General features: G+C 56.7%; 26 protein-coding genes. 10 read left to right on the forward strand and 16 right to left on the reverse strand.

The window, feature by feature from the left end; all coding sequences use genetic code 11:
• Positions 1-24 precede the first annotated feature (24 nt).
• On the forward strand, positions 25-978 hold the full coding sequence (locus tag AB1E37_RS00720) for a polysaccharide deacetylase family protein (RefSeq protein WP_004901364.1): 954 nt from the start codon (positions 25-27) through the stop codon (positions 976-978).
• Here the strand turns inward: AB1E37_RS00720 and AB1E37_RS00725 are convergent, their stop codons facing one another.
• The 6 genes from AB1E37_RS00725 to rfaD are packed head-to-tail and all read right to left on the reverse strand — an operon-like array spanning position 979 to position 7327.
• The gene (locus tag AB1E37_RS00725) at positions 979-1962 is read right to left on the reverse strand and encodes a glycosyltransferase (protein WP_004901362.1); all 984 of its coding nucleotides are present in this window, start codon (positions 1960-1962) and stop codon (positions 979-981) included. It lies immediately after the preceding gene.
• Positions 1955-3205, reverse strand: a complete 1251-nt coding sequence (locus tag AB1E37_RS00730) for an O-antigen ligase (protein ID WP_004901359.1) — start codon at positions 3203-3205, stop codon at positions 1955-1957. The genes AB1E37_RS00725 and AB1E37_RS00730 overlap by 8 nt, the downstream gene beginning before the upstream one ends.
• Entirely contained in the window at positions 3189-4361 is a 1173-nt protein-coding gene (locus AB1E37_RS00735) for a glycosyltransferase (RefSeq protein WP_004901358.1), read from the reverse strand. The genes AB1E37_RS00730 and AB1E37_RS00735 overlap by 17 nt, the downstream gene beginning before the upstream one ends.
• A complete protein-coding gene (rfaC, locus tag AB1E37_RS00740; RefSeq protein WP_004901354.1) occupies positions 4361-5323 on the reverse strand; it encodes a lipopolysaccharide heptosyltransferase RfaC in 963 nt (320 codons plus the stop codon). The genes AB1E37_RS00735 and rfaC overlap by 1 nt, the downstream gene beginning before the upstream one ends.
• A gap of 3 nt (positions 5324-5326) precedes the next feature.
• Positions 5327-6385, reverse strand: coding sequence for an ADP-heptose--LPS heptosyltransferase RfaF (gene rfaF, locus AB1E37_RS00745; RefSeq protein ID WP_004196077.1), 1059 nt, complete (start codon positions 6383-6385; stop codon positions 5327-5329).
• Between the two features lie 9 nt (positions 6386-6394).
• Positions 6395-7327, reverse strand: coding sequence for an ADP-glyceromanno-heptose 6-epimerase (gene rfaD, locus AB1E37_RS00750; RefSeq protein ID WP_002922463.1), 933 nt, complete (start codon positions 7325-7327; stop codon positions 6395-6397).
• A gap of 213 nt (positions 7328-7540) precedes the next feature.
• Here rfaD and kbl point away from each other — a divergent pair, with 213 nt between their 5' ends.
• The 3 genes from kbl to AB1E37_RS00765 all read left to right on the forward strand — a co-directional run bounded on the left by kbl (position 7541) and on the right by AB1E37_RS00765 (position 10729).
• Complete coding sequence (gene kbl / locus AB1E37_RS00755; RefSeq protein ID WP_002922462.1) at positions 7541-8734, forward strand: glycine C-acetyltransferase; 1194 nt, start codon at positions 7541-7543, stop codon at positions 8732-8734.
• A gap of 12 nt (positions 8735-8746) precedes the next feature.
• Positions 8747-9772, forward strand: a complete 1026-nt coding sequence (tdh, locus tag AB1E37_RS00760; protein WP_002922461.1) for an L-threonine 3-dehydrogenase — start codon at positions 8747-8749, stop codon at positions 9770-9772.
• A 219-nt stretch (positions 9773-9991) separates the two neighbouring features.
• Positions 9992-10729, forward strand: coding sequence for a glycosyltransferase family 2 protein (locus AB1E37_RS00765; RefSeq protein ID WP_104460260.1), 738 nt, complete (start codon positions 9992-9994; stop codon positions 10727-10729).
• A 5-nt stretch (positions 10730-10734) separates the two neighbouring features.
• Here AB1E37_RS00765 and AB1E37_RS00770 read toward each other — a convergent pair whose 3' ends face one another.
• From AB1E37_RS00770 to gpmM, 3 genes are read right to left on the reverse strand one after another with little or no spacing between them, the layout of a single operon-like run.
• Positions 10735-11682 carry a divergent polysaccharide deacetylase family protein gene (locus AB1E37_RS00770; protein ID WP_002922459.1) on the reverse strand — a complete coding sequence of 316 codons (948 nt, stop codon included), beginning with the start codon at positions 11680-11682 and terminating at the stop codon, positions 10735-10737.
• 3 nt (positions 11683-11685) lie between these two features.
• The gene (gene envC / locus AB1E37_RS00775; protein WP_002922458.1) at positions 11686-12957 is read right to left on the reverse strand and encodes a murein hydrolase activator EnvC; all 1272 of its coding nucleotides are present in this window, start codon (positions 12955-12957) and stop codon (positions 11686-11688) included.
• Positions 12958-12966: 9 nt separating this feature from the next.
• A complete protein-coding gene (gene gpmM, locus AB1E37_RS00780; RefSeq protein ID WP_004173915.1) occupies positions 12967-14511 on the reverse strand; it encodes a 2,3-bisphosphoglycerate-independent phosphoglycerate mutase in 1545 nt (514 codons plus the stop codon).
• Positions 14512-14756: 245 nt separating this feature from the next.
• On the opposite strand from gpmM, the gene AB1E37_RS00785 reads away from it, so the two are divergent.
• The 5 genes from AB1E37_RS00785 (at position 14757) to cysE (ending at position 17986) form a co-directional block, all read left to right on the forward strand.
• Positions 14757-15188 carry a rhodanese-like domain-containing protein gene (locus AB1E37_RS00785; protein ID WP_002922436.1) on the forward strand — a complete coding sequence of 144 codons (432 nt, stop codon included), beginning with the start codon at positions 14757-14759 and terminating at the stop codon, positions 15186-15188.
• A gap of 104 nt (positions 15189-15292) precedes the next feature.
• Entirely contained in the window at positions 15293-15544 is a 252-nt protein-coding gene (grxC, locus tag AB1E37_RS00790; protein ID WP_002922429.1) for a glutaredoxin 3, read from the forward strand.
• Between the two features lie 60 nt (positions 15545-15604).
• A complete protein-coding gene (gene secB / locus AB1E37_RS00795; protein ID WP_002922428.1) occupies positions 15605-16072 on the forward strand; it encodes a protein-export chaperone SecB in 468 nt (155 codons plus the stop codon).
• Positions 16072-17091, forward strand: coding sequence for an NAD(P)H-dependent glycerol-3-phosphate dehydrogenase (gene gpsA, locus AB1E37_RS00800; protein ID WP_002922427.1), 1020 nt, complete (start codon positions 16072-16074; stop codon positions 17089-17091). Before secB ends, gpsA begins: the two co-directional genes overlap by 1 nt.
• A gap of 73 nt (positions 17092-17164) precedes the next feature.
• Entirely contained in the window at positions 17165-17986 is an 822-nt protein-coding gene (cysE, locus tag AB1E37_RS00805) for a serine O-acetyltransferase (RefSeq protein ID WP_002922426.1), read from the forward strand.
• A gap of 102 nt (positions 17987-18088) precedes the next feature.
• Here cysE and trmL read toward each other — a convergent pair whose 3' ends face one another.
• From trmL to AB1E37_RS00830, 5 genes are all read right to left on the reverse strand, one after another.
• Positions 18089-18562, reverse strand: a complete 474-nt coding sequence (trmL, locus tag AB1E37_RS00810; RefSeq protein ID WP_002922423.1) for a tRNA (uridine(34)/cytosine(34)/5-carboxymethylaminomethyluridine(34)-2'-O)-methyltransferase TrmL — start codon at positions 18560-18562, stop codon at positions 18089-18091.
• 92 nt (positions 18563-18654) lie between these two features.
• Entirely contained in the window at positions 18655-19839 is a 1185-nt protein-coding gene (lldD, locus tag AB1E37_RS00815) for an FMN-dependent L-lactate dehydrogenase LldD (RefSeq protein WP_002922420.1), read from the reverse strand.
• Positions 19839-20612: a transcriptional regulator LldR gene (gene lldR, locus AB1E37_RS00820; RefSeq protein WP_002922415.1), complete on the reverse strand. Its 774-nt coding sequence runs from the start codon at positions 20610-20612 to the stop codon at positions 19839-19841. Before lldR ends, lldD begins: the two co-directional genes overlap by 1 nt.
• Complete coding sequence (gene lldP, locus AB1E37_RS00825; protein WP_002922413.1) at positions 20609-22264, reverse strand: L-lactate permease; 1656 nt, start codon at positions 22262-22264, stop codon at positions 20609-20611. The genes lldR and lldP overlap by 4 nt, the downstream gene beginning before the upstream one ends.
• A 285-nt stretch (positions 22265-22549) precedes the next feature.
• Positions 22550-22912 (reverse strand): YibL family ribosome-associated protein, encoded by a 363-nt coding sequence (locus AB1E37_RS00830; RefSeq protein ID WP_002922410.1) that lies wholly within the window; start codon positions 22910-22912, stop codon positions 22550-22552.
• Positions 22913-23184: 272 nt separating this feature from the next.
• On the opposite strand from AB1E37_RS00830, the gene AB1E37_RS00835 reads away from it, so the two are divergent.
• On the forward strand, positions 23185-23409 hold the full coding sequence (locus AB1E37_RS00835) for a hypothetical protein (RefSeq protein ID WP_002922402.1): 225 nt from the start codon (positions 23185-23187) through the stop codon (positions 23407-23409).
• On the opposite strand, the gene mtlR is transcribed toward AB1E37_RS00835, so the two are convergent.
• Both mtlR and mtlD read right to left on the reverse strand, forming a co-directional pair.
• Positions 23398-23994 carry a mannitol operon repressor MtlR gene (mtlR, locus tag AB1E37_RS00840; RefSeq protein ID WP_002922401.1) on the reverse strand — a complete coding sequence of 199 codons (597 nt, stop codon included), beginning with the start codon at positions 23992-23994 and terminating at the stop codon, positions 23398-23400. The genes AB1E37_RS00835 and mtlR overlap by 12 nt on opposite strands.
• Positions 23994-25142: a mannitol-1-phosphate 5-dehydrogenase gene (mtlD, locus tag AB1E37_RS00845; RefSeq protein WP_004173918.1), complete on the reverse strand. Its 1149-nt coding sequence runs from the start codon at positions 25140-25142 to the stop codon at positions 23994-23996. Before mtlD ends, mtlR begins: the two co-directional genes overlap by 1 nt.
• Between the last annotated feature and the right edge of the window lie 89 nt (positions 25143-25231).

Consider the following 25231-nt stretch of genomic DNA (forward strand, 5'->3'; position numbering starts at 1 on the left):
TACGTATGGCCTGAGGACGTTTTCGTGCACAATCCCGCATTTCTCATTACGATTGATACAGAGGGCGATAACCTCTGGCAAAAACATGACAGCATCACCACCGAGAATGCGCGTTATCTTCCGCGTTTTCAGCAGCTTTGCGAAAAGTATGGCTTTAAACCGGTCTATTTGACCAACTATGAAATGGCCATCGACCCCTTTTATATCGAATTCGCCAGAGACGTGATTGCCCGCGGCACCGCGGAAGTCGGCATGCATCTGCATGCGTGGAACAGCCCGCCGACCGAGCCGCTGACCGCAGATGACTGGCGCCATAAGCCTTATCTTATTGAATACAGCGACGCTATGATGCGTGAGAAGGTCGACTATATGACGCGTCTGCTGGAGGATACCTTCCAGACCAAAATGGTTAGTCATCGCGCCGGGCGCTGGGCTTTTGACGAGCGCTATGCGCGTCTGCTGGTGGAATACGGGTATCAGGTGGATTGCTCGGTGACCCCGCGGGTGAACTGGAAGACCGCCAAGGGGGCGCCGCAGGGCGATGGCGGGACCGATTATCGCCGCTTTCCGCAGCATGCCTATTTCCTCGATGAAAATGACATCAGCCGCGAGGGCCACTCGCCGCTGCTGGAAGTGCCGATGAGCATCCAGTACAAGCACTCAGCGTGGATGAACAGCGTGAAGCAGGGCTACGACCGCCTGCGCGGCAAAGTGCGTTCCCCCTCCGTACACTGGCTGCGACCGATGGGCGGCAATGTGGAGACGATGAAAAAAGTCGTCGAACAAACGTTGACGCAGGGCAATGACTACGTGGAATATATGCTCCACTCTTCAGAGTATATGCCCGGCGGCAGCCCCACGTTCCAGAATGAACGGGATATTGAGCGTTTATACGCTGACCTCGAAGCCTTTTTTAGCTGGCTGGCGCCGCAGGTGAAGGGTATGACGTTGGCAGAATATTACCAGCGGAAATGCTAACTATCGTCCCCGGCGCAGTATATGGCGAAGCTGAGAAACGCGTTTCCAGAGACCGGGATAGCGTAGATGGAGTCGACGCTTTAGTGAAAGGCTACCGGAGGGAAGAAGCCCGGCGGCAGCCTTCAATGTTGATATAGTGTGTTCACTGTAGTTATAAAACCCATAAAGCTTTGCATGTATCCCCTTGATTTCATTGAAGCAATTTATGATTAAAGGCGTAATTATTCGAGAGGGCATCTGCGACGGTGGCTGAGTTCTGGCATTATCAATAATTTGATTTAGGGCAAAAACCATATCATTGGCATCTGACGGTTGAATATTGCGCGTAATCCCCTGTGCATTATCGCGATACCAATAGAGGACTTGATCAAGGCTAATGATATGGTGGGCTTCGAGATACAGCCACGGAGTGAACATCATATCTTCGTAGCGCCGCCCAACGTGAAAACGACGCTGATTAATGAGCTCGTGGCGATAGATACGGCTCCAGATATGCCAGTGGGAACGACGGAAGATTTCATAAAGCGCATCATGGTTAACTTGTGTGATATCGGTGCGTTTTACAAGCGTTGGTACGCTGGAAGTTGGAGGGTGCTGGGCAAAATAGTGATACTGGAAGTCGATTAAATCCCCTTCATCCTCTAATAGCAGAGGCTTGATCGTCTGCAAAAAGTGAGGACACCAGAGGTCGTCTCCATCAATAAAGCCAATCCAGCGGCCCTGCGCTTTGTCGAGTGCGACGTTGCGCGCTACGGATACGCCAGCATTTTGCTGGCTAATAAAGTGAAGGTCGCCAGTGCCTTGATACTCATCAATTGCCTTCTGAATGAGCGCGGCGCTATTATCTGTGGAACCGTCGTTGACAATAATAACTTCTACATCGTTATCGATTTGCTCGAAAACGGATGTGAGGGTCTGTTTTATATATAGCTCATTATTAAAAACAGGAATAATGATACTGAGTAGAGGTCGCTTGTCACTCATGGTTCTCATCCTTATGTATCACAATTTTTTGATACAAGATGCTAAGGATTAATGCCGTAGAAAATATTATAACGGCCTCTTTGCCGAAGAAAATAACGTCACTTAAACCATAGATAATCACCGACAAGGTTAACATGCCTTGCATCACATTACATTTGCGCCAGGCGTTTATTAATAAAGTAGCATAGAAAATAATGAGTGTGATGACTCCCCCTACGCCGCGCAGTGAGAAATTTTCAATAAGCTCGTTATGCATGTGGACATCCATGTAATCCAGCGCCCCGGTAAGTTTTGGTTTTTTCTCTACTTGGCGCTTGATGTTATCGTTACGCCGTTCTGCCGACTCGCCAAAAGGTGCATCCAGGGCGGCCTGTAGACCACTCTGGAACATGGCTAATCGTGAGCCGATAGAGGATACGCTGTTGTTGTCCTGATATTGGCTAACATCGTTACGTAAACCCTGATAGCGGTCCGTCAACTTCTGATGGAAGGCAATTGCCAGTAGTGCCAACATAACGATAAAGGCTGTACCGAGCTTGAGCAGTTGTTTTTTTCGAACCCGGGGATGCACGATTAATAGCAAGATAATTAATACAGGGAACGTCAGAAGCGCAGCCCGCGTTTCGGTATAGGCAATGGCTGCGAATCCGCTTAATGCGGCAAGAAGGAAAAGAAAATAGCGATATTGGCTCTTAAGTTCGAGAATTGCGGCCAGCATGACGATATTCGTCATGGTAAAGATATAGGCGATAACCGTGGCACGGTCGAGTTCGATTTGCAATCGAACTGATTCTATCTCCAGGCCTTGGTAGATGGCATAGGCGTTAGTCGCTAGCCCAGCGACGATAAGCAGCCACGAAAACCTTTCGGCTGGAAAAGAAAAACGGAGATTAGAAACTAAAAACACGATAAGCGCGGTAATGAGCAATACCTTACCTGTTTCTTTATAGGAGTCGTAGATCGACCAATATTCGCTATGAGTGAAGTTTAGAGCATACCACCCCAGTAGCGTAAGGCCAAAAAGCGCTGTTGCGCCCGCAATATCTCGATTGTTTTTCCAGGATGTCAGTGAACGGCATCCTAACAATGCGACAAAAAACGTCAGATAACCTGCTAAATAGTAGATCTTTCTCATTTCTACCGGTGCGGCGTAAAATAGCATAAACGTAAATAAATAAAGCAAAACGGCAAGGTTAAGAACCATGTTCTTGATTTTTAGACGAGTGTTAAGCACGCGATGCATCCAGAATTTCGCTGATAGTAGAGTTAAAGTCGCTCATAAAAGCGGAAGCGTCGAAATTTGATTTTACATGTTCAAAAGCGTTTTTGCGGAAAGCCTCATAGTCGCCGTTAACGATGCGTAAAACGGCATCAGCACATTTTTCCGGTGCCAGTAATCGCGGAGGGTGTAACGCGTCCTGCCCTGGAAAATAAACATCATAAGGAAAATTGACGTTGATTCCACACTGCTCAAAATGCGCTTCGGGCGTGATGTCTGGCGTGATCCCGATACCGCAGACCCCATTTTTGACAACTTCAGGCTGCCCATCAATCAATGGGTAGATCACCGGAACGCCATAAAACAACGATTCCAGGCAGGAAAGGCCGAAGGGCTCAGTGACTGGAGTACTAAGGTAAATATGGATACTATTAAAAAAATCGCTCAGGTCATCGCGAAATCCAAGGAAGTTTACATTTCCCGCAATCCCCAGCTTCTGTGCAAGCTGGATAAATTGATGTTCATCCGGCCCTTTGCCTGCAATATCTAAGGTGACATTTATCCCGCGATCGAGCAGGTTTTTTAAGGTCAGGAGTGCGACACTAATCCCTTTCAGACCAACGAGGCGCGCCGCAATTCCTAGACGCAACGGGGCGGTAAGCGGTTTGTCACCGGTAAAAATATTTGCAGGCGGGAGAATGCGGTTAATCAATACCTGGGAGGGGCACGACAGATTAAAACGTAGCTCCATGACCCTTTTTGACGCATAGGAGGCGGAAATTGTGCCATCCAGTGCCGCAAAGAAATTCATGGTTTTTTTATTATGCGGATAACGCCACGAGCAGCCATGATCGTAATAAATGACCTTTCCTCGCGTAGGCTTAGCCACAAAAACAGGGACTAGATCCCAGACGATGATTGCCTCTGGGTTTGCCAGCCAGGTTTTGGTTTGCAGGGCATACTTGCGTAAAAAAGGTGGAAATTTAATCGGATAATTGTTCAGAATTCGGTTCACAAAAGTCACTTTGCGACCAGTTAAATGTTGGGCTATTTCAGGCCCTATTTGATTACTTATACAGAAAATACAGTCCTGATTTGTAGTAACATCTTGAATGTATTGTAAAAATAGGCGTTCGACACCACCCATTTTTTCTAGGTTGATAATATGGAGTTTACGCATTAAATCACTTCCTGAATCGCCTGCATGATTGTTGTGGCACTAATATCTTTGGTTTCTTTGGTCGGAGATATTAGAGTGTGCTGGTTTTTACCGTATCCGCCAATCAGCCCCGGGTCGGTCGGGCCGTAGAGCGTAAAGTTCGGTTTATCCAGCGCGGCGGTCAGATGGCTCAGCCCGGTATCGACCGAGACGACGGCCCGGGCGCCGGCCAGAACCTGCGCCACCTGCTCAAGGCTCATGCGCGGCAGCACTTCAACATACTCCCGGCCTTCCGCCAGCCGCTTCGCCCGCGCCTCTTCGTGCGGGGCCCCCCACGGCAGCTTAATGTGGACGCCGCTGTCGGCCAGCAGATCGAGAAGCTCCTGCCAGCGGGTTTCCGGCCAGTGCTTATCGTCGCGGGTGGTGGCGTGCAGAAACACCAGATAGGGCGCGGCAGCGCTAGCCTCGTGCTGCAGGAAATGGCGCGCAATGGCGTAATCCCCCTGGGTCTGGGGTTTCGCGTAGCCAAGGCTTTTGGCGAACAGCTCACGGGTACGCTCCACCGCGTGCTGCTGTTTCGCGATATGGTGGCGGCGGTTGTAAAACAGGCTCGCCAGCGGCTCGCGGGCCGATTGCCAGTCCATACCGTGCTTGACGCCGTGCGCCAGGCGAGTAACCAGCGCGGCGCTTTTCACCAGCCCCTGGGCGTCGATGATGGCGTCATACTTTACCGCCTGAACGGCCTCGCGAAAGGCTTGACGCTCGGCTTTGATCGGCGCGGAGAACCAGGCTTTGCGCCAGCGGCGGATCGCCACCGGGATCACCCGTTCGACGCTTTTATGCCAGGAGGGGATCTGCGCGAAACCCTCTTCAACCACCCAGTCGAAGCGGATGCCGGGGATAGCCTGCGCGGCGTCGGTTAGCGCGGGCAGCGTGTGCAGCACGTCGCCCATGGAGGAGGTTTTAACGATCAATACCCGCATCCGTTACGCTTCCTCGTGCTCGGTTTTTTCCGCTAACAGTTCGTTCAGCTCTTGCAGGACGCGTTCTGGGGTGATGTCGATCAGGCTCTGATGATAGCCTTCGGCGGCATCGCCTTTGCGCACCTTGTGGTAGCCGGTAATCAGACGGATAACCCGCGCTTTATGCGACAGCGGCGGGGTAAAGTCCGGACTGCTCGGGCCATACAGCGCCACCAGCGGGCGGTCCAGCGCTGCGGCGACGTGCATCAGCCCCGAATCGTTAGTCACTACAGCTTTACAGGCGGCGATCAGAATGACCGCCTGCTCCAGCTGGGTTTCACCCGCCAGATTACGGCACCAGGCCTGCTGCTCGCTGCTGAGGGCGGCGATGATCTCTTTGCCGGCCTCGTTATCTTTCGCCGAGCCGAAAAGCGCAATCTGATAGCCATCGTCGATAAGCTTTTTCGCCAGCGCAGCATAATGATAGTGCGGCCAGCGTTTGGCCGGGCCGAACTCCGCGCCGGGGCAGAAGCCGACGATCGGCCGATCGTAGGACAGGTTAAAGGCGCTGCAGGCCTGCGACTTTTCCCCTTCGTTGACCTGCAGCTGCGGCCACAGCAGCGGCTGCGGCAGATCTTTGGCGCAGCGCATCACGCCGTTGTCGTAGGCCAGCGCCACGTAGCGTTCCACCATCAGCGGCCAGGCGTCTTTGTCCAGCACCCGGGCGTCGTTGAGCAGTCCGTAGCGCATCTCGCCGCGCCAGCCGGTGCGCAGCGGGATATTGGCAAAGAAAGGGACTAATGCCGATTTAAACGAGTTCGGCAGCACGTAAGCGCGATCGTAGCGACGTTCGCGCAGGCTGTGGCCGAGCTTACGGCGTTCGCCGATAGCCAGCGCGCCGTGACCCAGCGGCATCGGGATCGCTTCGTTCACTTCCGGCATGCGCGAAAGCAACGGACGGCACCAGGCTGGCGCCATCACGTCGATAATCGCCTGGGGATAGCGCGCCCTGAGCGTACGATAAAGACTTTGCGACATCATCATGTCGCCCACCCAAGACGGGCCTACCACCAATATTTTCATGCTTGTTTCTTACGCGTCGCGGTTTAGCCAGGCCATATATTCCGTTACGCCTTCGGCAACGGTTTTGAACGGTTTGTCATAGCCCGCTTTGCGCAGGTTAGTCAGATCCGCCTGTGTGAACGCCTGGTAGCGGCCTTTCAGTTTGTCCGGGAACGGGATGTACTCGATGCTGCCTTTTTTGTGGTACGCCAGGGTCGCATCGGCGACGGCCTGGAAGGATTCCGCACGGCCGGTGCCGAGGTTGAAGATGCCGGAAACGCCGTTTTCCCAGAACCACAGGTTGACGTCAGCCACGTCGCCCACGTAGACGAAGTCGCGCTTGAAGCCGTCGCTGCCTTCGAACAGTTTCGGGCTTTCGCCATTATTCAGCTGGGTATTGAGGTGGAAAGCGACGCTCGCCATGCTGCCTTTGTGGCCTTCGCGCGGCCCGTAGACGTTGAAGTAGCGGAAGCCGACGATCTGCGAATTGGCTTCCGGCAGGATCTGGCGGACGTATTCGTCGAACAGGAATTTGGAGTAGCCGTAAACGTTCAGCGGCTGTTCGTACTCGCGGGACTCGATGAAGTCGCTGGTGCGTCCGCCATAGGTGGCCGCGGAGGAGGCGTACAGGAACGGGATTTCGCGCTCCAGGCAGTAGTGCAGCAGCTCTTTGGAGTACTGATAGTTGTTGTCCATCATGTACTTACCATCCCACTCGGTAGTGGAAGAGCACGCGCCTTCGTGGAAGATTGCTTCGATTTCACCGAACTCTTCACCCGCCATAATCTGGATCAGAAAGTCTTCTTTATCCATGTAGTCAGCGATGTTCAGGTCAACCAGGTTTACAAACTTGGTGCCGTCTTTCAGATTGTCGACAACCAGAATGTCGGTGATGCCTTTGTCATTCAGCGCTTTAACGATGTTGCTGCCGATAAAGCCTGCGCCGCCGGTAACGATGATCATAACTGTACCTTTGAAGTTGGGAGCCCGGAGACAATCCGGACATGAATGCTCTTATCATATCACCACATGAGCAAGCCTACAGCCATTCGCAGAATAAGGTGCTGGGCTGACGTGATTTATGCTGCAAATAATTCATTCAGGCCTGCATCATCTCGTATCAGCGTATAGCTTTGGGTAATATGTGCCAAATTTTGCCGAATCTGGAGAGTTGCAATGCGTGGTGATTTCTACAAACAGTTAACTAGCAATCTGGAGACCGCTCGGGCCGAAGGGTTGTTCAAAGAAGAGCGCATCATCACCTCGGCGCAGCAGGCGGACATTACCGTCGGCGACAGCCACGTGATTAACTTCTGCGCCAATAACTATCTGGGTCTGGCGAACCACCCGGAACTGATTGCCGCGGCGAAATCCGGCATGGACAGCCACGGTTTCGGGATGGCCTCGGTACGCTTCATCTGCGGCACCCAGGATACGCATAAGCAGCTGGAGAAGAAACTGGCCGATTTCCTCGGTATGGAAGACGCGATCCTCTACTCTTCCTGCTTCGACGCCAACGGCGGCCTGTTTGAAACGCTGCTCGGCCCGGAAGACGCCATTATCTCCGACGCCCTGAACCATGCCTCGATCATCGACGGCGTGCGTCTGTGTAAAGCGAAGCGCTTCCGCTATGCCAACAACGATATGCAAGAGCTGGAGGCGCGTCTGAAAGAAGCTCGCGAGGCCGGCGCGCGTCACGTGCTGATCGCCACCGACGGCGTGTTCTCGATGGATGGCGTGATCGCCAACCTGCAAGGCGTTTGCGACCTGGCGGATAAATACGATGCGCTGGTGATGGTCGATGACTCCCACGCCGTCGGCTTCGTCGGCGAAAACGGCCGCGGCTCCCACGAATACTGCGATGTGATGGGGCGCGTCGATATCATCACCGGCACGTTGGGTAAAGCGCTGGGCGGCGCCTCCGGCGGCTACACCGCCGCGCGCAAAGAGGTGGTTGAGTGGCTGCGCCAGCGCTCCCGTCCGTATCTGTTCTCCAACTCTCTGGCGCCGGCCATCGTGGCCGCCTCCATCAAAGTGCTGGAGATGGTTGAAGAGGGGGCAGACCTGCGCGATCGCCTGTGGGCTAACGCGCGTCTGTTCCGCGAAAAAATGACCGCGGCAGGCTTCACGCTGGCCGGCGCCGACCACGCCATCATTCCGGTGATGCTGGGCGAGGCGGTGGTGGCGCAGAACTTTGCCCGCGAGCTGCAGAAAGAAGGGATCTATGTCACCGGCTTCTTCTATCCGGTGGTACCGAAAGGCCAGGCGCGTATTCGCACCCAGATGTCGGCGGCGCATACCCCTGAACAAATTGAGCGTGCGGTGGAAGCCTTTACCCGCATCGGCAAACAACTGGGCGTCATCGCCTAATAAGGGTATGAGATGAAAGCGTTATCCAAACTGAAAGCGGAAGAAGGCATCTGGATGACCGACGTACCGGAACCGGAAGTCGGCCATAACGATCTGCTGATTAAAATCCGCAAGACCGCCATTTGCGGGACCGACGTGCACATCTACAACTGGGATGAGTGGTCGCAGAAGACCATTCCGGTGCCGATGGTGGTCGGTCACGAATATGTCGGCGAAGTGGTGGGGATTGGTCAGGAAGTGCGCGGCTTTAAGATTGGCGACCGCGTCTCCGGCGAAGGGCATATCACCTGCGGCCACTGCCGTAACTGCCGCGCGGGCCGCACCCATCTGTGCCGCAACACCATCGGCGTGGGCGTCAACCGCCCGGGCTGCTTTGCTGAGTATCTGGTGATCCCGGCCTTTAACGCCTTTAAAATCCCCGACAATATCTCTGATGACCTGGCGTCTATCTTCGACCCGTTCGGCAACGCGGTGCACACCGCGCTCTCCTTCGATCTGGTCGGGGAAGACGTGCTGGTTTCCGGCGCCGGTCCGATCGGCGTGATGGCGGCGGCGGTAGCGAAACACGTCGGCGCGCGTAACGTGGTGATCACCGACGTCAACGAGTACCGTCTTGAGCTGGCGCGCAAAATGGGCGTTACCCGCGCGGTGAACGTGGCCAAAGAGAACCTTAATGACGTGATGGCCGAGCTGGGGATGACCGAAGGTTTCGATGTGGGTCTGGAGATGTCCGGCGCGCCGCCGGCGTTTCGCAGCATGCTGGATACCATGAACCACGGCGGCCGTATCGCGATGCTGGGTATCCCGCCGTCGGATATGTCCATCGACTGGACCAAGGTCATCTTCAAAGGGCTGTTTATCAAAGGTATCTATGGTCGCGAAATGTTCGAAACCTGGTACAAGATGGCGGCGCTGATCCAGTCTGGTCTGGATCTCTCACCGATCATCACCCACCGCTTCGGCATTGATGACTTCCAGAAAGGTTTTGACGCGATGCGCTCCGGCCAGTCCGGTAAAGTGGTTTTGAGCTGGGACTAACCCCCCATGCTGGCGTAAAAATCAGCAAAAAAGGCGCCTGCGGGCGCCTTAATTTAGATTTGGATAACATTTTTAGCCTGCTTAATATTAAGCGCACAATTTCTACATCGATTTTACGGTTATTCGCTTATACAGTGTGTTTAGTCGCAGTTTAACTTTGTAACTATCATGCTTAAACTCTCCGTATGCTTACTGACCTGTAACTCTGCGCGCCTGCTGATGGAGGTGCTGCCGCCTCTGCTGAAGGTGGCCGATGAATGTATCGTCGTCGACTCCGGCAGTACCGACGAAACCGTCGCTATTTGTCAGCAGTTTGGTCTCACCGTCCATCACCATGCCTATAAAGCCCACGGCGCGCAGATGAACTATGCCATCGGGCTGGCCAGCCATGACTGGGTGCTGTGCATGGACAGCGACGAAATTCTTGATAATGACGTGGTGACGGCCATTCAGGCGCTAAAAGCGGGGGAGGAGCCTGACCCGACCTGCGCCTGGCGTCTGCCGCGCTACTGGTTTGTGCTAGGCAAACAGGTACGGACTATCTACCCCATTTCCTCACCGGATTATCCGGTGCGCCTCTTTAACCGCCAGCAGGCGCGGTTTAACGATCGGCCGGTGGATGACCAGGTGGTCGGACACGCGAGCTCCGTCAGGCTGCCGGGCTTCGTTCGCCACGATACCTTTTATTCGCTGCATGAAGTGTTTAATAAGCTGAACAGCTATACCACCCGGCTGGTGAAGTACCAGCAGATCAAACCTTCGCTGACGCGGGGGATCATCAGCGCCATTGGCGCTTTCTTTAAGTGGTATCTGTTTAGCGGAGCGTGGCGCTATGGCAAGGTCGGCGTGGTGACCGGCCTGTACGCGACGTTTTACAGCTTTCTGAAATATTTTAAGGCGTGGTACGCCCACGAAGATAACCAGGCGCCCGTCGCGCAAAAGCGAACGGACCCCTGAGTGGTCTAGTTGCCGGGATTGTCCCAGCCCTGCCATTTGAGGCGATAGTACTGGATCAGCGCGCTCTGGCTGATGCTATCGCTGAGGATAGTGAAGAAGCGGCTGGCGTTCACAGGCTCCAGCGGGCGCTTCGGTTTGCAAGACTTCACGCCATGGAACGGATTACGCGGCTTCTGCTGTGTTTGTTGCGCGGGCGGCTGGGCGTAGTTTGGCGTCGAGTTGTCGACCTGCGGCTCGTTCAGCAGGCTGCTCGGGCGCACCAGCGTGATATCCGGCGGCAGGTTATAGACCATCTGCTGCAGCACCCGCACCGTCGTCGGATGCGGATGGCCAATGGCTATCGCCGAACCGTTGCGCCGCGCCAGGGCGATGGCGCGATTGAACTGGTTGCGGATATCGGCTTCATTCTGCGTATCGTCGAGAAACACCTTGCGCTTAATCACCTTCACGCCGGTACCCTGCGCGGCGCGCATGGCCTGGGTGTTGCCGATGGTGACGCTGTCGAGAAAATAGAGATTGTAGCGCTCCAGGGCCTGCATCACCTTCTGCATGCCAAACAGGTTGGAGGTCATCGCGCTGCCCATATGGTTATTCAGCCCGACGGCGTAAGGGACTTTGCCGTAAGCCTCGCGAATAATGCGCTCGATCTCCTCGCTGCTCATTTCGGGACGCAGGGTGTCTTTTTCCAGCGGCTGTTTGCTGAGCGGCGCCATTGGCAGGTGGATGAGCACTTCATGGCCCTGATTATGCGCTTTAGTGGCCATTTCCCGGGCGTGCGGCGCGTTCGGCAGCACGGCGACGGAGATAGTTGCCGGCAGCGCCAGCACCTGATTCTCGGTCTGCGGGCGGTAGCCAAAATCGTCAATAACGATGGAGAGTTTGCCAGCGAACGCTGGCGCCGCCAGAGCCAGCGAACCGGCTACGGCAAGAGCAATTGCGCGAAATTGAAGCAAAACTTATCTTCCCAACCACGGCTGTGGATTGACCGCCTGACCCTGGCGGCGAATTTCGAAATAGAGCGACGGACGGCCCTGACCGCCGCTGCTGCCTACGAGCGCGATAGGCTGGCCGGCACGCACCTGAGTACCAACGCTGACCAGCGCGCTTTGGTTATAGCCATACAGGCTCATGTCGCCTTTGCCATGTTCGACCACCACCACCAGACCATAGCCCTGCAGCCAGTCGGCCAGAATGACACGACCATCGGCAATGGCTCTGACTTCGGTGCCTTCAGACGCGGCGATAACCATCCCTTTCCAACGTAGTTCACCTTGCAGCTGTTCGCCATATCGATGAAGGAGCGGACCGCGAACCGGCCAGAACGCCTGACCGCGCGGCGAGCCCAGCCCGCCGGTGCGTGACATCAGCGAACGCTCACTTTCCGTTGGTTTATAGGTGGTGCCTTTGCGCGATGCTTCCTGCTGGCGGTCGCGCACCGCCTGCGCGTCGCGTGCTTCCCGATCGGCGCGGGCTTTGGCGGCAGCCTCCGCCTGGGCGATACGACCGCGTAGGCGCGATTCGTTAGCCCGTAATTCACTTAATTGTTGCTGACCCTGCTGAATGGAAGACTCCAGGCCGGAAAGGGTCTTTTTCCGTTCGTTACGCGCCTGCTCCAGCTTCGCCTGCTGGGCCTTTTGCTCGTAGACCAGCGTTTGCTGCTGGCTCTGTTTTTCTTCGAGCATCGACTTTTGCACCGCCATCTCTTCGCGCGTTTTCTTCAACTCCGCGATAGTCTCCTGGCGGGCCTGGTTGAAATAGCTGAAATAGACCTGCATCCGCTGATTGCGCTGGCCCTCTTCACCGCTGAGCACCATCTGGATGCCGGTATGCGGCCCCTGGCGGAAAGCGGCATCGAGCTGCGCGGCGAGGTTCCGCTCCTGAGACGCGCGCTGGCGCTCCAGCTTCGCGAGAGCGGCGTTCATCTCGTCAATCTGCTTATTGAGCTGGTTCAGGCTATCCTGGGTTTCGCGCAGTTTGCGGGCCGCGGCGGCGATCGCCTCTTCCTGCGCTTTGAGCTGGGCGAGCAGGCTTGCGCGCTGCTGCTGCTGTTGCTTAATCGCCCGCTGCCTGGCGGCGATGTCGGCCTGGATGGACTTTAGCTGATCGCGATCGTCGGCATGCGCAGATGACGCGCACAGCAATACGCCAGCGCTGAGCGCGCTGGCGTAAAGGACGGATCGAACTGCCGCTGCGATCCATGTAGTTGAATACATCGCCTTTCCCCTCATGGGGAAGGATTATTCCACGATGAACAGCGGCTTGCCAGTCATCTCTTGCGGGATTTCCATTCCCATCAGCGACAGCATGGTCGGGGCGATGTCGGAAAGTTTGCCGCCGTTGACCGCTTTGACCGCTTTATTACCGACGTAGATCAGCGGAACCGGCAGATTGGTATGGGCGGTGTGCGCCTGGCCGGTGGCCGGGTCGCGCATCTGCTCGGCGTTGCCGTGGTCGGCGGTGATCAGCAGCTGGCCGCCAACGGATTCCACCGCCTGAGCCACCTGGTCGATGCAGCGATCCAGCGCTTCAACCGCTTTTACGGCTGCTTCCATCACCCCGGTATGGCCAACCATATCGCCGTTCGGGTAGTTACAGATGATGGTGTCGTATTTTCCGCCTTTGATGGCGGCGACCAGTTTCTCGGTCAGCTCGGCGGAGCTCATTTCCGGCTGCAGATCGTAGGTCGCCACTTTCGGCGAGTTAATCAGGATCCGCTCTTCGCCTTTAAACGGCTCTTCTACGCCGCCGTTGAAGAAGAAGGTGACGTGAGCGTATTTTTCAGTTTCGGAGATGCGCAGCTGGGTTTTATCGTGCTTCGCCATCCACTCGCCGAAGGTATTGACCAGCGAGGCGGGCGGATAGGCGCAGGCGACTTTGATGTCGGCGGCGTATTCGGTGAGCATCACGAAATCGAGATTAACCACTTTCTTACGCGCAAAGCCGTCGAAGTCGGCGTTGACGAAGGCGCGGGTGATTTCACGCGCGCGGTCGGCACGGAAGTTCATGAAGATCAGCGCGTCGCCGTCTTCCATCGCGGCATCGGCCTGGCCGGCGGCGCGGATAACGGTCGCTTTCACGAATTCGTCGTTTTCGTCACGGGCGTAGGCGGCCTGCAGGCCCGCGACGGCGGTATCGGCCTGGAATTCGCCTTTGGCCAGGGTCAGCAGATCATAAGCTTGTTCTACGCGATCCCAGCGGTTGTCGCGGTCCATGGCGTAATAGCGGCCGATGAGCGACGCGATGCGACCTTTGCCCAGCGCGGCAAATTTGGCTTCGAATGTCGCCAGCGTTTTTTCCGCACTGCGCGGCGGCGTATCACGGCCGTCGAGGAAGGCGTGCAGGTAGATCTTCTCAGCGCCGCGCTCTGCCGCCAGCTCCACCATCGCCATGATGTGATCTTCGTGGCTGTGGACGCCGCCTGGCGACATCAGGCCCATGATATGTACTGCTTTGCCGGCGGCAACCGCTTTATCGACCGCGGCGGTCAGTACCGGGTTGGCGAAGAAGGTGCGTTCTTTAATTTCCACATCGAGACGGGTCAGGTCCTGATAGACGATACGACCGGCGCCCAGGTTGACGTGGCCTACTTCGGAGTTCCCCATCTGACGGTCCGGCAGGCCGACTTCGAGGCCGGATGCATCGATCAGGGTATGTGGACGTTTGGCCCACAGCGCGTCCATTACCGGCGTTTTAGCGCTATAAATGGCGTTATCCTGTTGGTCTTCGCGATAGCCGTAGCCATCCAGAATCACCAGTACCATAGGTTTTTTAGAAACCGACATTGCGACAACCTCATGCTCAAAGACAGAAATTTTGCGTAATTTTACTACAGCTGAATCGTTTAAATCCCCGTGAAAGATCAAAGAAAGGGAGCGGCCGGGCCGCGCCGGGTCAGCGAGAGCGGCTTTTTTTCGCCACCGCCCGCAGAAAATACATTACATCGCGCTCACTGGCTGTAATTGCCGCAAGGCACAGGTATACTCCTTTCCTGGTTTTTTTCTCACTTAGTCGGGAGTTGTAACCCCCCATGCAAGAAATTATGCAATTCATCGGCCGTCACCCGGTCCTGAGCATCGCGTGGATCGCGCTGCTGGGTGCGGTAGTGTTCACCACCTTCAAGGGGCTGATGTCGAAAGTTAAAGTCATCACCCGTGGTGAAGCGACGCGTCTTATCAATAAAGAAGATGCGGTGGTGGTCGACCTGCGTCAGCGTGACGATTTCCGTAAAGGCCATATTGCCGGCGCTATTAACCTGCTGCCCAGCGATATCAAAGCCAATAACGTCGGCGAGTTGGAAAAACACAAATCGCAACCCATTATTGTGGTAGACGGTTCCGGCATGCAGGCGCAAGAGCCCGCCAGCGCGCTGAACAAAGCCGGGTTTGAAAAAGTCTTTGTACTGAAAGAGGGCATTGCTGGCTGGAGCGGCGAAAACCTCCCTCTGGTACGCGGCAAATAACTTACCTCGCGTGGTGATGCCGCCGCGTTTTCTCCTTCACGCCTGACGTGAAGGGAACACAGGCTGCGGCGTAAAACCCTCAGGGTAACAACAGGAGTGAAGTCATGGCCAATATTGAGATCTACACCAAAGCGACCTGCCCGTTCTGCATCCGCGCGAAAGCGCTGCTGAACAGCAAAGGCGTAACGTTCCATGAGTTGCCGATCGATGGCGATGCCGCGAAGCGTGAGGAGATGATCCAGCGCAGCGGACGGACGACGGTTCCGCAGATTTTTATTGATGCGCAGCACATTGGCGGCTGTGACGACTTGTATGCGCTTGATTCACGTGGTGGACTTGATCCCCTCTTGCGCTAATTTTTGCGCGCTTTCCCTGGCGGAAGCGCGTATTTAAGGACAACACGAAAGGGTTTTACTATGTCAGAACAAAACAGCACCGAAATGACCTTCCAGATCCAGCGTATCTATACCAAAGATATCTCATTTGAAGCGCCGAACGCGCCGCAAGTTTTCCAGAAAGACTGGCAGCCGGAAGTTAAACTTGATCTGGATACCGCCTCCACCCAGCTGGCTGAAGGCGTTTATGAAGTGGTGCTGCGTGTGACCGTGACCGCTGCGCTGGGCGAAGAAACCGCGTTCCTCTGTGAAGTACAGCAGGGCGGTATTTTCTCCATCGACGGCATCGAAGGCACCCAGATGGCGCACTGCCTCGGCGCATACTGCCCGAACATTCTGTTCCCGTACGCGCGCGAGTGCATCACCAGCCTGGTTTCCCGCGGTACCTTCCCGCAACTTAACCTTGCGCCAGTGAACTTCGACGCGCTGTTCATGAACTATCTGCAGCAGCAGGCTGGCGAAGGTGCTGAACAACATCAGGATGCCTGATGAACGCACTTAATGCTGCAATGACTGTGATCGGTGCCGGCTCTTACGGCACCGCTCTTGCCATCACCCTGGCAAGAAATGGCCACCACGTTGTGCTGTGGGGCCATGACCCGAAACATATCGCGACGCTGCAACACGATCGCTGCAACGCCGCGTTCCTTCCCGATGTGCCTTTCCCGGATACGCTGCATCTTGAGAGCGACCTGGCCACCGCGCTGGCCGCCAGCCGCGACATCCTTGTCGTGGTGCCGAGCCATGTATTCGGTCAGGTGTTACGCCAGATTAAACCGTTGATGCGTTCCGACGCGCGGCTGGTGTGGGCCACCAAAGGCCTGGAGGCCGAAACCGGCCGTCTGCTGCAGGACGTGGCGCGTGAAGCGCTGGGCGATGATATTCCGCTGGCGGTGATCTCGGGGCCAACCTTCGCCAAAGAGCTGGCCGCCGGCCTGCCGACGGCGATTTCGCTGGCGGCCACGGATCCGCAGTTTGCGGAAGACCTTCAGCGCCTACTGCACTGCGGCAAAAGCTTCCGCGTCTACATCAACCCGGACTTTATCGGCGTGCAGCTCGGCGGCGCGGTGAAAAACGTCATTGCCATCGGGGCAGGTATGTCGGATGGCATCGGCTTCGGCGCCAATGCGCGTACGGCGCTGATTACCCGTGGGCTGGTGGAAATGTCCCGCCTCGGCGCGGCGCTGGGCGCCGATCCGGAAACCTTTATGGGCATGGCCGGCCTCGGTGACCTGGTGCTCACCTGCACCGACAACCAGTCCCGTAACCGTCGCTTCGGCATGATGCTCGGCCAGGGTATGGACGTGCAGAGCGCCCAGGACAAGATTGGCCAGGTGGTTGAAGGCTACCGCAATACCAAGGAAGTTCGCGTTCTGGCACAGCGTTTAGGTGTCGAAATGCCAATAACCGAGGAAATTTATCAGGTATTGTATTGCGGAAAAATTGCGCGCGAGGCAGCATTGACCTTATTGGGTCGCGCCCGCAAGGACGAGCGCAGCAGCAATTAGCTTTCCTTTGTCACCTGAATGACCCTGCCAGCGCAGAACTGGCAGGTCATTACTATATCGCCTGGAGTATGCAATGCCGTGTGAAGAACTGGATATCGTCTGGAATAATATTAAAGCCGAAGCCCGGGCTTTGGCTGACTGTGAGCCGATGCTCGCCAGTTTTTACCACGCAACGCTACTCAAGCATGAAAATCTCGGCAGCGCGCTGAGCTATATGCTGGCCAACAAGCTGGCTTCCCCGATTATGCCGGCGATCGCCATTCGCGAAGTGGTGGAAGAGGCCTACGCCGCCGATCCGGAAATGATCGCCTCCGCCGCCTGCGATATTCAGGCGGTGCGCACGCGCGACCCGGCGGTGGATAAATACTCCACGCCGTTGCTCTATCTGAAGGGTTTCCATGCCTTGCAAGCCTATCGTATCGGCCACTGGCTGTGGACTCAGGGGCGACGCGCGCTGGCGATTTTCCTGCAAAATCAGGTCTCCGTCTCTTTCCAGGTAGATATCCACCCGGCGGCGAAAATCGGCCGCGGGATCATGCTCGACCATGCCACCGGCATTGTGGTCGGTGAAACGGCGGTGATTGAAGACGACGTATCCATCCTGCAGTCTGTGACCCTCGGCGGGACCGGTAAAACCAGCGGCGACCGTCACCCGAAAATTCGCGAAGGCGTGATGATTGGCGCCGGGGCGAAGATCCTCGGCAATATCGAAGTCGGGCGTGGCGCGAAGATTGGCGCCGGTTCGGTGGTATTGCAGCCGGTTCCGCCGCACACCACCGCGGCGGGCGTACCGGCGCGCATCGTCGGCAAGCCGGAGAGCGACAAGCCGGCGATGGATATGGATCAGCATTTCAACGGCATCCACCACACCTTCGAGTACGGCGACGGGATTTAACGTCTTGCCCGGTGGCGCTGCGCTTACCGGGCCTACGATCTCATCCCGCCAGCCTGTCGCCCGGATAAGGCTCCTTGCGCTGCAATCCGGGAACCGCTCAGGTTAGCTGCGCAAGACCGCGCCAGGATACCCCAGCTGGCGCCAGGCTTCATACACCACCACCGACACCGCGTTTGACAGGTTCATACTGCGGCTGTCCGGCATCATCGGAATACGGATTTTCTGCTCCGGCGGCAGGGCATCGAGGATGCTGGCCGGCAGACCGCGGGTTTCCGGGCCAAACATCAAGAAATCGCCGTCCTGATAGCTCACTGCGCTGTGCGCAGGCGTGCCTTTGGTGGTCAGGGCGAACAGACGCTGCGGCTGCGCGCTGGCGACAAACGCCGCGTAATCCGCATGGCGCTGCACGGCAGTGAACTCGTGATAGTCCAGTCCGGCGCGTCTCAGGCGTTTATCGTCCCAGGTGAAGCCCATCGGCTCAATGATATGCAGACTGAAGCCCGTGTTGGCGCACAGGCGGATAATATTCCCGGTGTTCGGCGGGATCTCTGGTTCGAATAACACGATGTTCAGCATACTGCCCCCTTAATTGCGGGGGGCAGAATAGCAGATATTTGGCGAACCCTCACCCTGAGGGAGAGGGGCGGCGTAAGGGAAAACGTGGAGAATTACGCGGCGTTATTCTGCTTCAGCGCATCGAAGGTCTGCAGCGCTTCGGCGTTCTGCACCAGCGAATCACGGCTGATTTCACGGATACTTTTCGCCCCGGTGAGGGTCATCGCCACTTTCATCTCTTTCTCGATGAGGTTCAGCAGATTCGCCACGCCCTGCTTACCGTGGGTCGCCAGGGCGTACAGGTAAGCGCGGCCCAGTAGCACGCTGTCGGCGCCCAGAGCGATCATCCGCACCACGTCGAGCCCGTTACGGATGCCGCTGTCGGCGAGAATAGTGATGTCGCCTTTCACCGCGTCGGCAATTGCCGGCAGGGCGCGGGCCGAGGAGAGCACGCCATCGAGCTGGCGGCCGCCGTGGTTGGAGACGACAATGCCGTCAGCGCCGAAGCGCACCGCGTCGCGGGCGTCCTCCGGATCGAGGATCCCTTTGATCACCATCGGACCGTCCCAGAAATCGCGGATCCACTCCAGGTCTTTCCATGAAATCGACGGATCGAAGTTATTCGCCAGCCAGCCAATGTAATCCTCAAGCCCGGTCGGTTTGCCGAGATAGGCGGAGATATTGCCCAGATCGTGCGGGCGACCGTTAAGGCCGACGTCCCACGCCCACTGCGGATGGGTGACGGCCTGCCAGTAGCGGCGCAGGGCGGCGTTCGGGCCGCTCATGCCTGAATGGGCGTCGCGGTAGCGGGCGCCGGGAGTCGGCATATCGACGGTAAAGACCAGCGTCGAGCAGCCGGCGGCTTTGGCGCGCTCCAGCGCATTGCGCATAAAGCCGCGGTCGCGCAGGACATACAGCTGGAACCACATCGGGCGCTTGATGGTCGGGGCGACCTCTTCGATCGGGCAGACGGAAACGGTAGAGAGGGTGAACGGAATGCCTTTGTCGTCCGCCGCGCCGGCGGCCTGCACTTCGCCGCGGCGGGCGTACATCCCGCACAGCCCGACCGGCGCCAACGCCGTCGGCATCGCCAGCTTCTCGTTGAATAACGTCGTTTCCAGACTCAGGTCCGACATATTGCGCAAAATACGCTGGCGCAAGGCTACATCGGAAAGGTCCTCGACGTTGCGGCGCAGGGTATGTTCGGCGTAGGCGCCGCCGTCAATATAGTGGAACAGAAACGGCGGCAGGATACGCTGTGCGGCGGCGCGATAGTCGCTGGCGGCGGAAATAATCATCACGAGTTCTCCCTGGAATTTTCATTGTGGTCACCGGGCAGGCGGGTAATTCGCGCCTGGCGGGCCTGGTCTTCATCAAAACGTTTGATGGTGGCGTGGACAAAGCCTAAGTGGCCCATCATCGCCTGGCGCGCCGCCTCGGCGTCGCCGGCGACAATCGCCTCCATGACGGCCTGGTGCTGTTCGGTCAGGCGGGCAAACACCGGCGGCACCTGATACATGCGCTGGCGGCTCTGCTTAACGGAGGAGTGCAGCAGGTCGAAAAAGCCGCGCATGGTTTGCAGGAGCACCACGTTATGCGAGGCTTCGGCGATCGCCAGGTGAAAGCGGACATCCGCCTGCGAGGCGATATCCGGGTCTTCACTCTGGGTCGCTTCAAAGCACAGACGAATTTTTTCTTTATCGGCGTCGGTGGCGCGCATCGCCGCGTGCCACGCGGTGCTGGCTTCGATGGCGTGGCGGGCTTCGAGGATATCGAAGCTGTAGTCCGGGTCATCGGCCAGCAGCGTCTTCAGCGGCTGGACGATGTTTTGCTCTGACCACGGCTCATGCTGAAAGCGGACGAAGGTGCCGCCGCCGCGACGGCTCAACAGCACCCCTTCATTGACCAGCATCGCCAGCGCTTCGCGCAGGGAATTGCGTGAGACGCCGAGCTGGGCGGCGAGCTGGCGCTCGGCGGGCAGTCGCATGCCCGCCTCCAGCTGTTGTTCTTCAATCAGCGCCCGGACGCGACGCGCCACGTCGTCGGCCAGGCGTTTAGGCATCACTATCACGGGATCATCCAGGTTAAAACGTAGGCCTGCAGCGTGGTGATCAGCCCCACCATGCAGGTGAAGATCAGGCTATGTTTGACGGTAAAGCGGAACAGATCCGACTCTTTGCCCACCAGGCCTACCGCGGCGCAGGCGATGGCGATCGACTGCGGGGAAATCATCTTGCCAGTAACGCCGCCGGTGGTATTGGCCGCGACCAGCAGGATATCGGAGACGCCAATCTGCTGCGCCGCCGTTGCCTGCAGCGCGGCGAACAGGGCGTTAGACGAGGTGTCCGAACCGGTCAGGAATACCCCCAGCCAGCCAAGGAACGGCGAGAAGAAGGTAAACGCGTGGCCGGTATGGGCCAGCGCCAGGGCCAGGGTCGACGACAGCCCGGAATAGTTAGAGATAAAGGCGAACGCCAACACCATGCCGATAGAGTAGATCGGCAGCGCCAGATCCTTCAGCGTCCCGGCGAAGGTGGTCAGCGCATCTTTCGGCTTCATGCGCAGCCAGACGATGGACAGCAGGGCGGCGAACAGAATGGCGGTGCCGGTTGCCGACAGCCAGTCGAATTTATATACCGCGGCGTAGGGCGTTGCGGCGCTAACCACCGGCGGCATACGGGCAACCATTTTGTCGAGGAATGGTACCGAAATATTGATAACGAAGTCATACATCGCGCCGCCAGGAGCGAACAGCGCTTTGAATGGCGGCACGCTCCACAGGGTCACGGTGGCGGTCAGGAACAGGAACGGCGACCAGGCGCGGATCACTTGTCCCGCCGTGTAGCGTGTGCGGGCCAGCGTCATATCCACCTGCGAGGCGCCGAGATCGCCGAAGCGGAAGATGCGTACCGGCTGCCAGCGTTTGAGGAACAGGGTCAGACAGACCAGGGAGACCAGCGACGAGATGATATCCGGCAGCTCCGGGCCAAGGAAGTTAGAGCTGAGGTACTGGGCAATAGCGAACGAACCGCCTGCGACTATCACCGCCGGCCAGGTCTCTTTAATGCCGCGCCAGCCATCCATAATCGCCATGATCCAGAACAGCACGATAATGGTCAGGAACGGCAGCTGGCGGCCCACCATCTGGCCGATGGCGAAGCTATCGATACCGGTCACCTGGCCGGCGACCAGAATCGGGATGCCCATCGCACCGAAGGCCACCGGCGCGGTGTTGACGATCAGGCACAGGCCAGCCGCATACAGCGGGTTAAACCCGAGACCAACCAGCAGCGCGGCGGTAATCGCCACCGGTGCGCCGAAACCCGCCGCCCCTTCGAGAAAGGCGCCGAACGAGAAGCCGACGATCAGCATCTGCAGGCGCTGGTCCGGCGTAATCGACAGAATCGATGAGCGGATGATGTCGAACTGTCCGGTCTTCACCGAGATTTTATAGACGAAGACCGCGGCGATAATAATCCACGCGATAGGCCACAGGCCGTAGAAGAAGCCGTAGACCACCGAGGCTAAGGCGCGGTCCACCGGCATTTTATAGAACAGCAAGGCAACGACCAGCGCGATTGCGACGGTCCAGGTGGCAGCGATGTAGCCTTTCAGTTTGAGCTTAATCAGCGCAAAAAAGAAAAACAGAATCGGTAGCGATGCGATAAGACTGGATAGCCAGATATTACCGGCGGGATCGTAGTTTTGTTGCCAGAGATTCATGCAGGGTCTCCATCGGGCCGCCAGGAGAGGAGGGCTGAGTCTGCGCTCATTGCCGATCCCACCGAAGGTAAAATTGGCCCGGCCAATTAAGGGTATCAGGGTTGATGACAACGAATGGTTAATCAGATGTTGCTCTTAAGCAACGTGTTTGTGATGGGTTTTGACGGATTTGTGAACTGCCAGGGGGTGGATGAAATTATTGGTTGGACCAATCGACCCGGCTGAAGGTAAAAATGTGGGGGAGTGAAGACAGAATAGCCCTCTCCGTACGGAGAGGGCTGGGGATCAAAATTCGCTGCGGGCGAAACCGGTCATCTCTTTCAGACCCATTTCCCGGCCCAGGGCGGTCATCGGATGGACAACCACCAGGCCGCGAACGCTTTTCTTCAGCTTGCCCATATCGGCCTGCTCTTTTTTGGTAATCGCGCGGCGAAACGGCAGGCTCATCAGCTTCTGCGCCTCTTTGCTCAGCTTCTGGCTCTGGACGGAACGCAGACGTTCAATCTCCGTTTCCAGAGTGGCTTTTTCTTTTTCCAGTTCAGCGTATTTATCGGCGGCTTCCACCAGCGACAGCTCGGCCTGCTGGTGGCGGATGGCGTCGAGACGATCGCTCAGACGCTTGATTTCATTCTTTTCGACTTCTTTCATGGTGATTTGATCTGTTAATAAAGGGGCTTCATTCGCCTATAGTATGTGCCGTGACCGCTATTGTTGATAGCTATTTATCAAAAATTCGCCGTTTGTCGCCCGCGGAATGCAATATCATTTATCGCTAATAATTTGAATTTTATTAATATTCCGCCTAATACCCGTTCTAATTTCATTTCTGTGAAGCCTGTCGGCAGATAAGCACGTTTTCCTTAACCCACGCCGGTGAATTGGCTAATGCTTAATCAGATTATTCCCAAAAGGAGGACGTGATGGCAAAGATCGGCGACGGCGTACCACGTTTAATCGACAAAGCGGTTGATTTTATGGCTTCCAGTCAGGCGTTTATGGAGTATTTGAAAAAGTCTCCGCGTCTGCAGCATGTACCGCGAGACATTCCTCAGGATAAGGAAGCGTTGTTCCTGCAGCGTCTGGAATATTATCGTCAGCTTTACCGGCCGACCTGCGACCAGACGGAACCGGAATCAGAGCGTTGATTTCTGAAAGGCTTTTTTTAAGCTGATTCGTGAAATCAGCTCAGTCAGGGACAGCACCATCGTTGAGCGCACCATCTGCTGGTAACGCAGTTTCTGCATTGCCAGCAGTTCGGCATCGCTGTCATCAAATTGCGGCGTTGGCGGCAGGGCGGCGACGCAGTGCAGCTCGCCGAACGGACCGATAATTTCGTCGTCGGTAAAGCTGTACTCATTGCCGTCGTGGTTAAGCTCTTCGCGCAGGGCCATCAGCAGCTCAGCGTCTTCATATTCGGCACGACTTATCACCCCAAGGCCATAAATCAGCTTCAGGCGTACAGAGAGATCGCCGAGCGGCCCGCTGCCCTCCAGCAAGGGCTCGACGGCGTATTTCACCGCGTAGTCGTCTTTACGGAACACCTGAAGCACCAGAATATTGACCGCTTCCGTTAACAGCTCGACGGTGGCGATCAGGAAGCTTCGTACGGTTTTGCCAGCATTCAGACGCTCAAGCACACGGTTTTCAAATGCTTGTGTTTCTTCCATCATTGCCTGCATATCTGACAGGAGTCGTAATGGGCGCGACGTCGGCCGCGCCAGGTTGTGCATCATTTTTCCGCGTTGTAGTCGTTAACGGCCTCCGCGACGACATCACTTGCGGCATCCAGGCCGGAAATCTGCGCCAGCGCGGCCTGCGGCCCCTTGTCGGCGATCAGTGCCGCCAGCTCCTGCGCCTGCGGATCGTCTTCGCTACGGAAATGCATCGCCGCCGCAATCCCTTTTACCAGGTTGCGGTGCGGCAGCCCGTATTCCAGTGTACCCAGCAGCGGCTTAATTAAACGGTCGCCAGCGCTCAGTTTGCGCAGCGGCTGACGGCCAACGCGCTCAACATCGTCTTTCAGGTACGGGTTCTCGAAACGGCCAAGTATTTTCTGGATATAAGCCGCGTGCTTCTGCGGGTCAAAGGCGTAACGTTTGATCAGCACCGCGCCGCTCTCTTCCATCGCGCCCTGCACGACGGCACGAATTTTCTCGTCGAGGATCGCGTCGCGAATCGTCTGATGGCCCGCCAGTTTTCCGAGGTAGGCGGTTATAGCATGCCCGGTGTTCAAGGTGAAGAGCTTGCGTTCGACAAATGCCATCAGGTTATCAGTTAATTCCATCCCCGGGATAGTCGGCAGCGCGCCCTTGAACTGAGTCTTATCGACAATCCATTCGCTAAAGGTTTCCACGGTGACTTCCAGCGGGTCATGAGTGGCGGAAGCCGATGGCGGCACAATACGGTCAACGGCAGAGTCGACAAAGCCGATATGCGCTTCCACCCACGCTTTATCTTCTTCCGCCAGCGCGTTAAACACGTGGCCTTTTAACTGCGTGGTGCCGCGCACCATATTTTCGCAGGCGATGATGTTCAGCGGGCGTTCGGTGCCCTGCGCTTTGCGCTGCGCCAGCCCTTTGGCGATCGCTGGCGCGATGCGCTCGAGCACGACGGGACCGACGGCGGTGGTGACCAGATCCACCTCAGCGATCAGGTCCACAACCTCATCGCCGATGCTGCTGACGGCATTGACGCCGGAGACGGTGTCCACCTGCTCATTCTCACCGACGACGTGAACCTGATAGCTATGACGGGCATTCAGGGCATCAAGTAAGGTCTGATTGACATCGGCGAACGTCAGTTCAATGCCCGCGTCGGCCAGCAATTTACCGATAAAGCCACGTCCGATATTACCTGCGCCAAAATGTAATGCTTTCATAGTATTAACCTTCAATTAATGTTTTTACCTGAGAGGGCTGGGGTGAGGCTTTTCCCCTCACCCAAACCCTCTCCCAAAGGGAGAGGGAA

The sequence above is a fragment of the Klebsiella sp. Shm-1 genome, assembly GCF_040804525.1.
Lineage (GTDB): Bacteria > Pseudomonadota > Gammaproteobacteria > Enterobacterales > Enterobacteriaceae > Klebsiella > Klebsiella pneumoniae.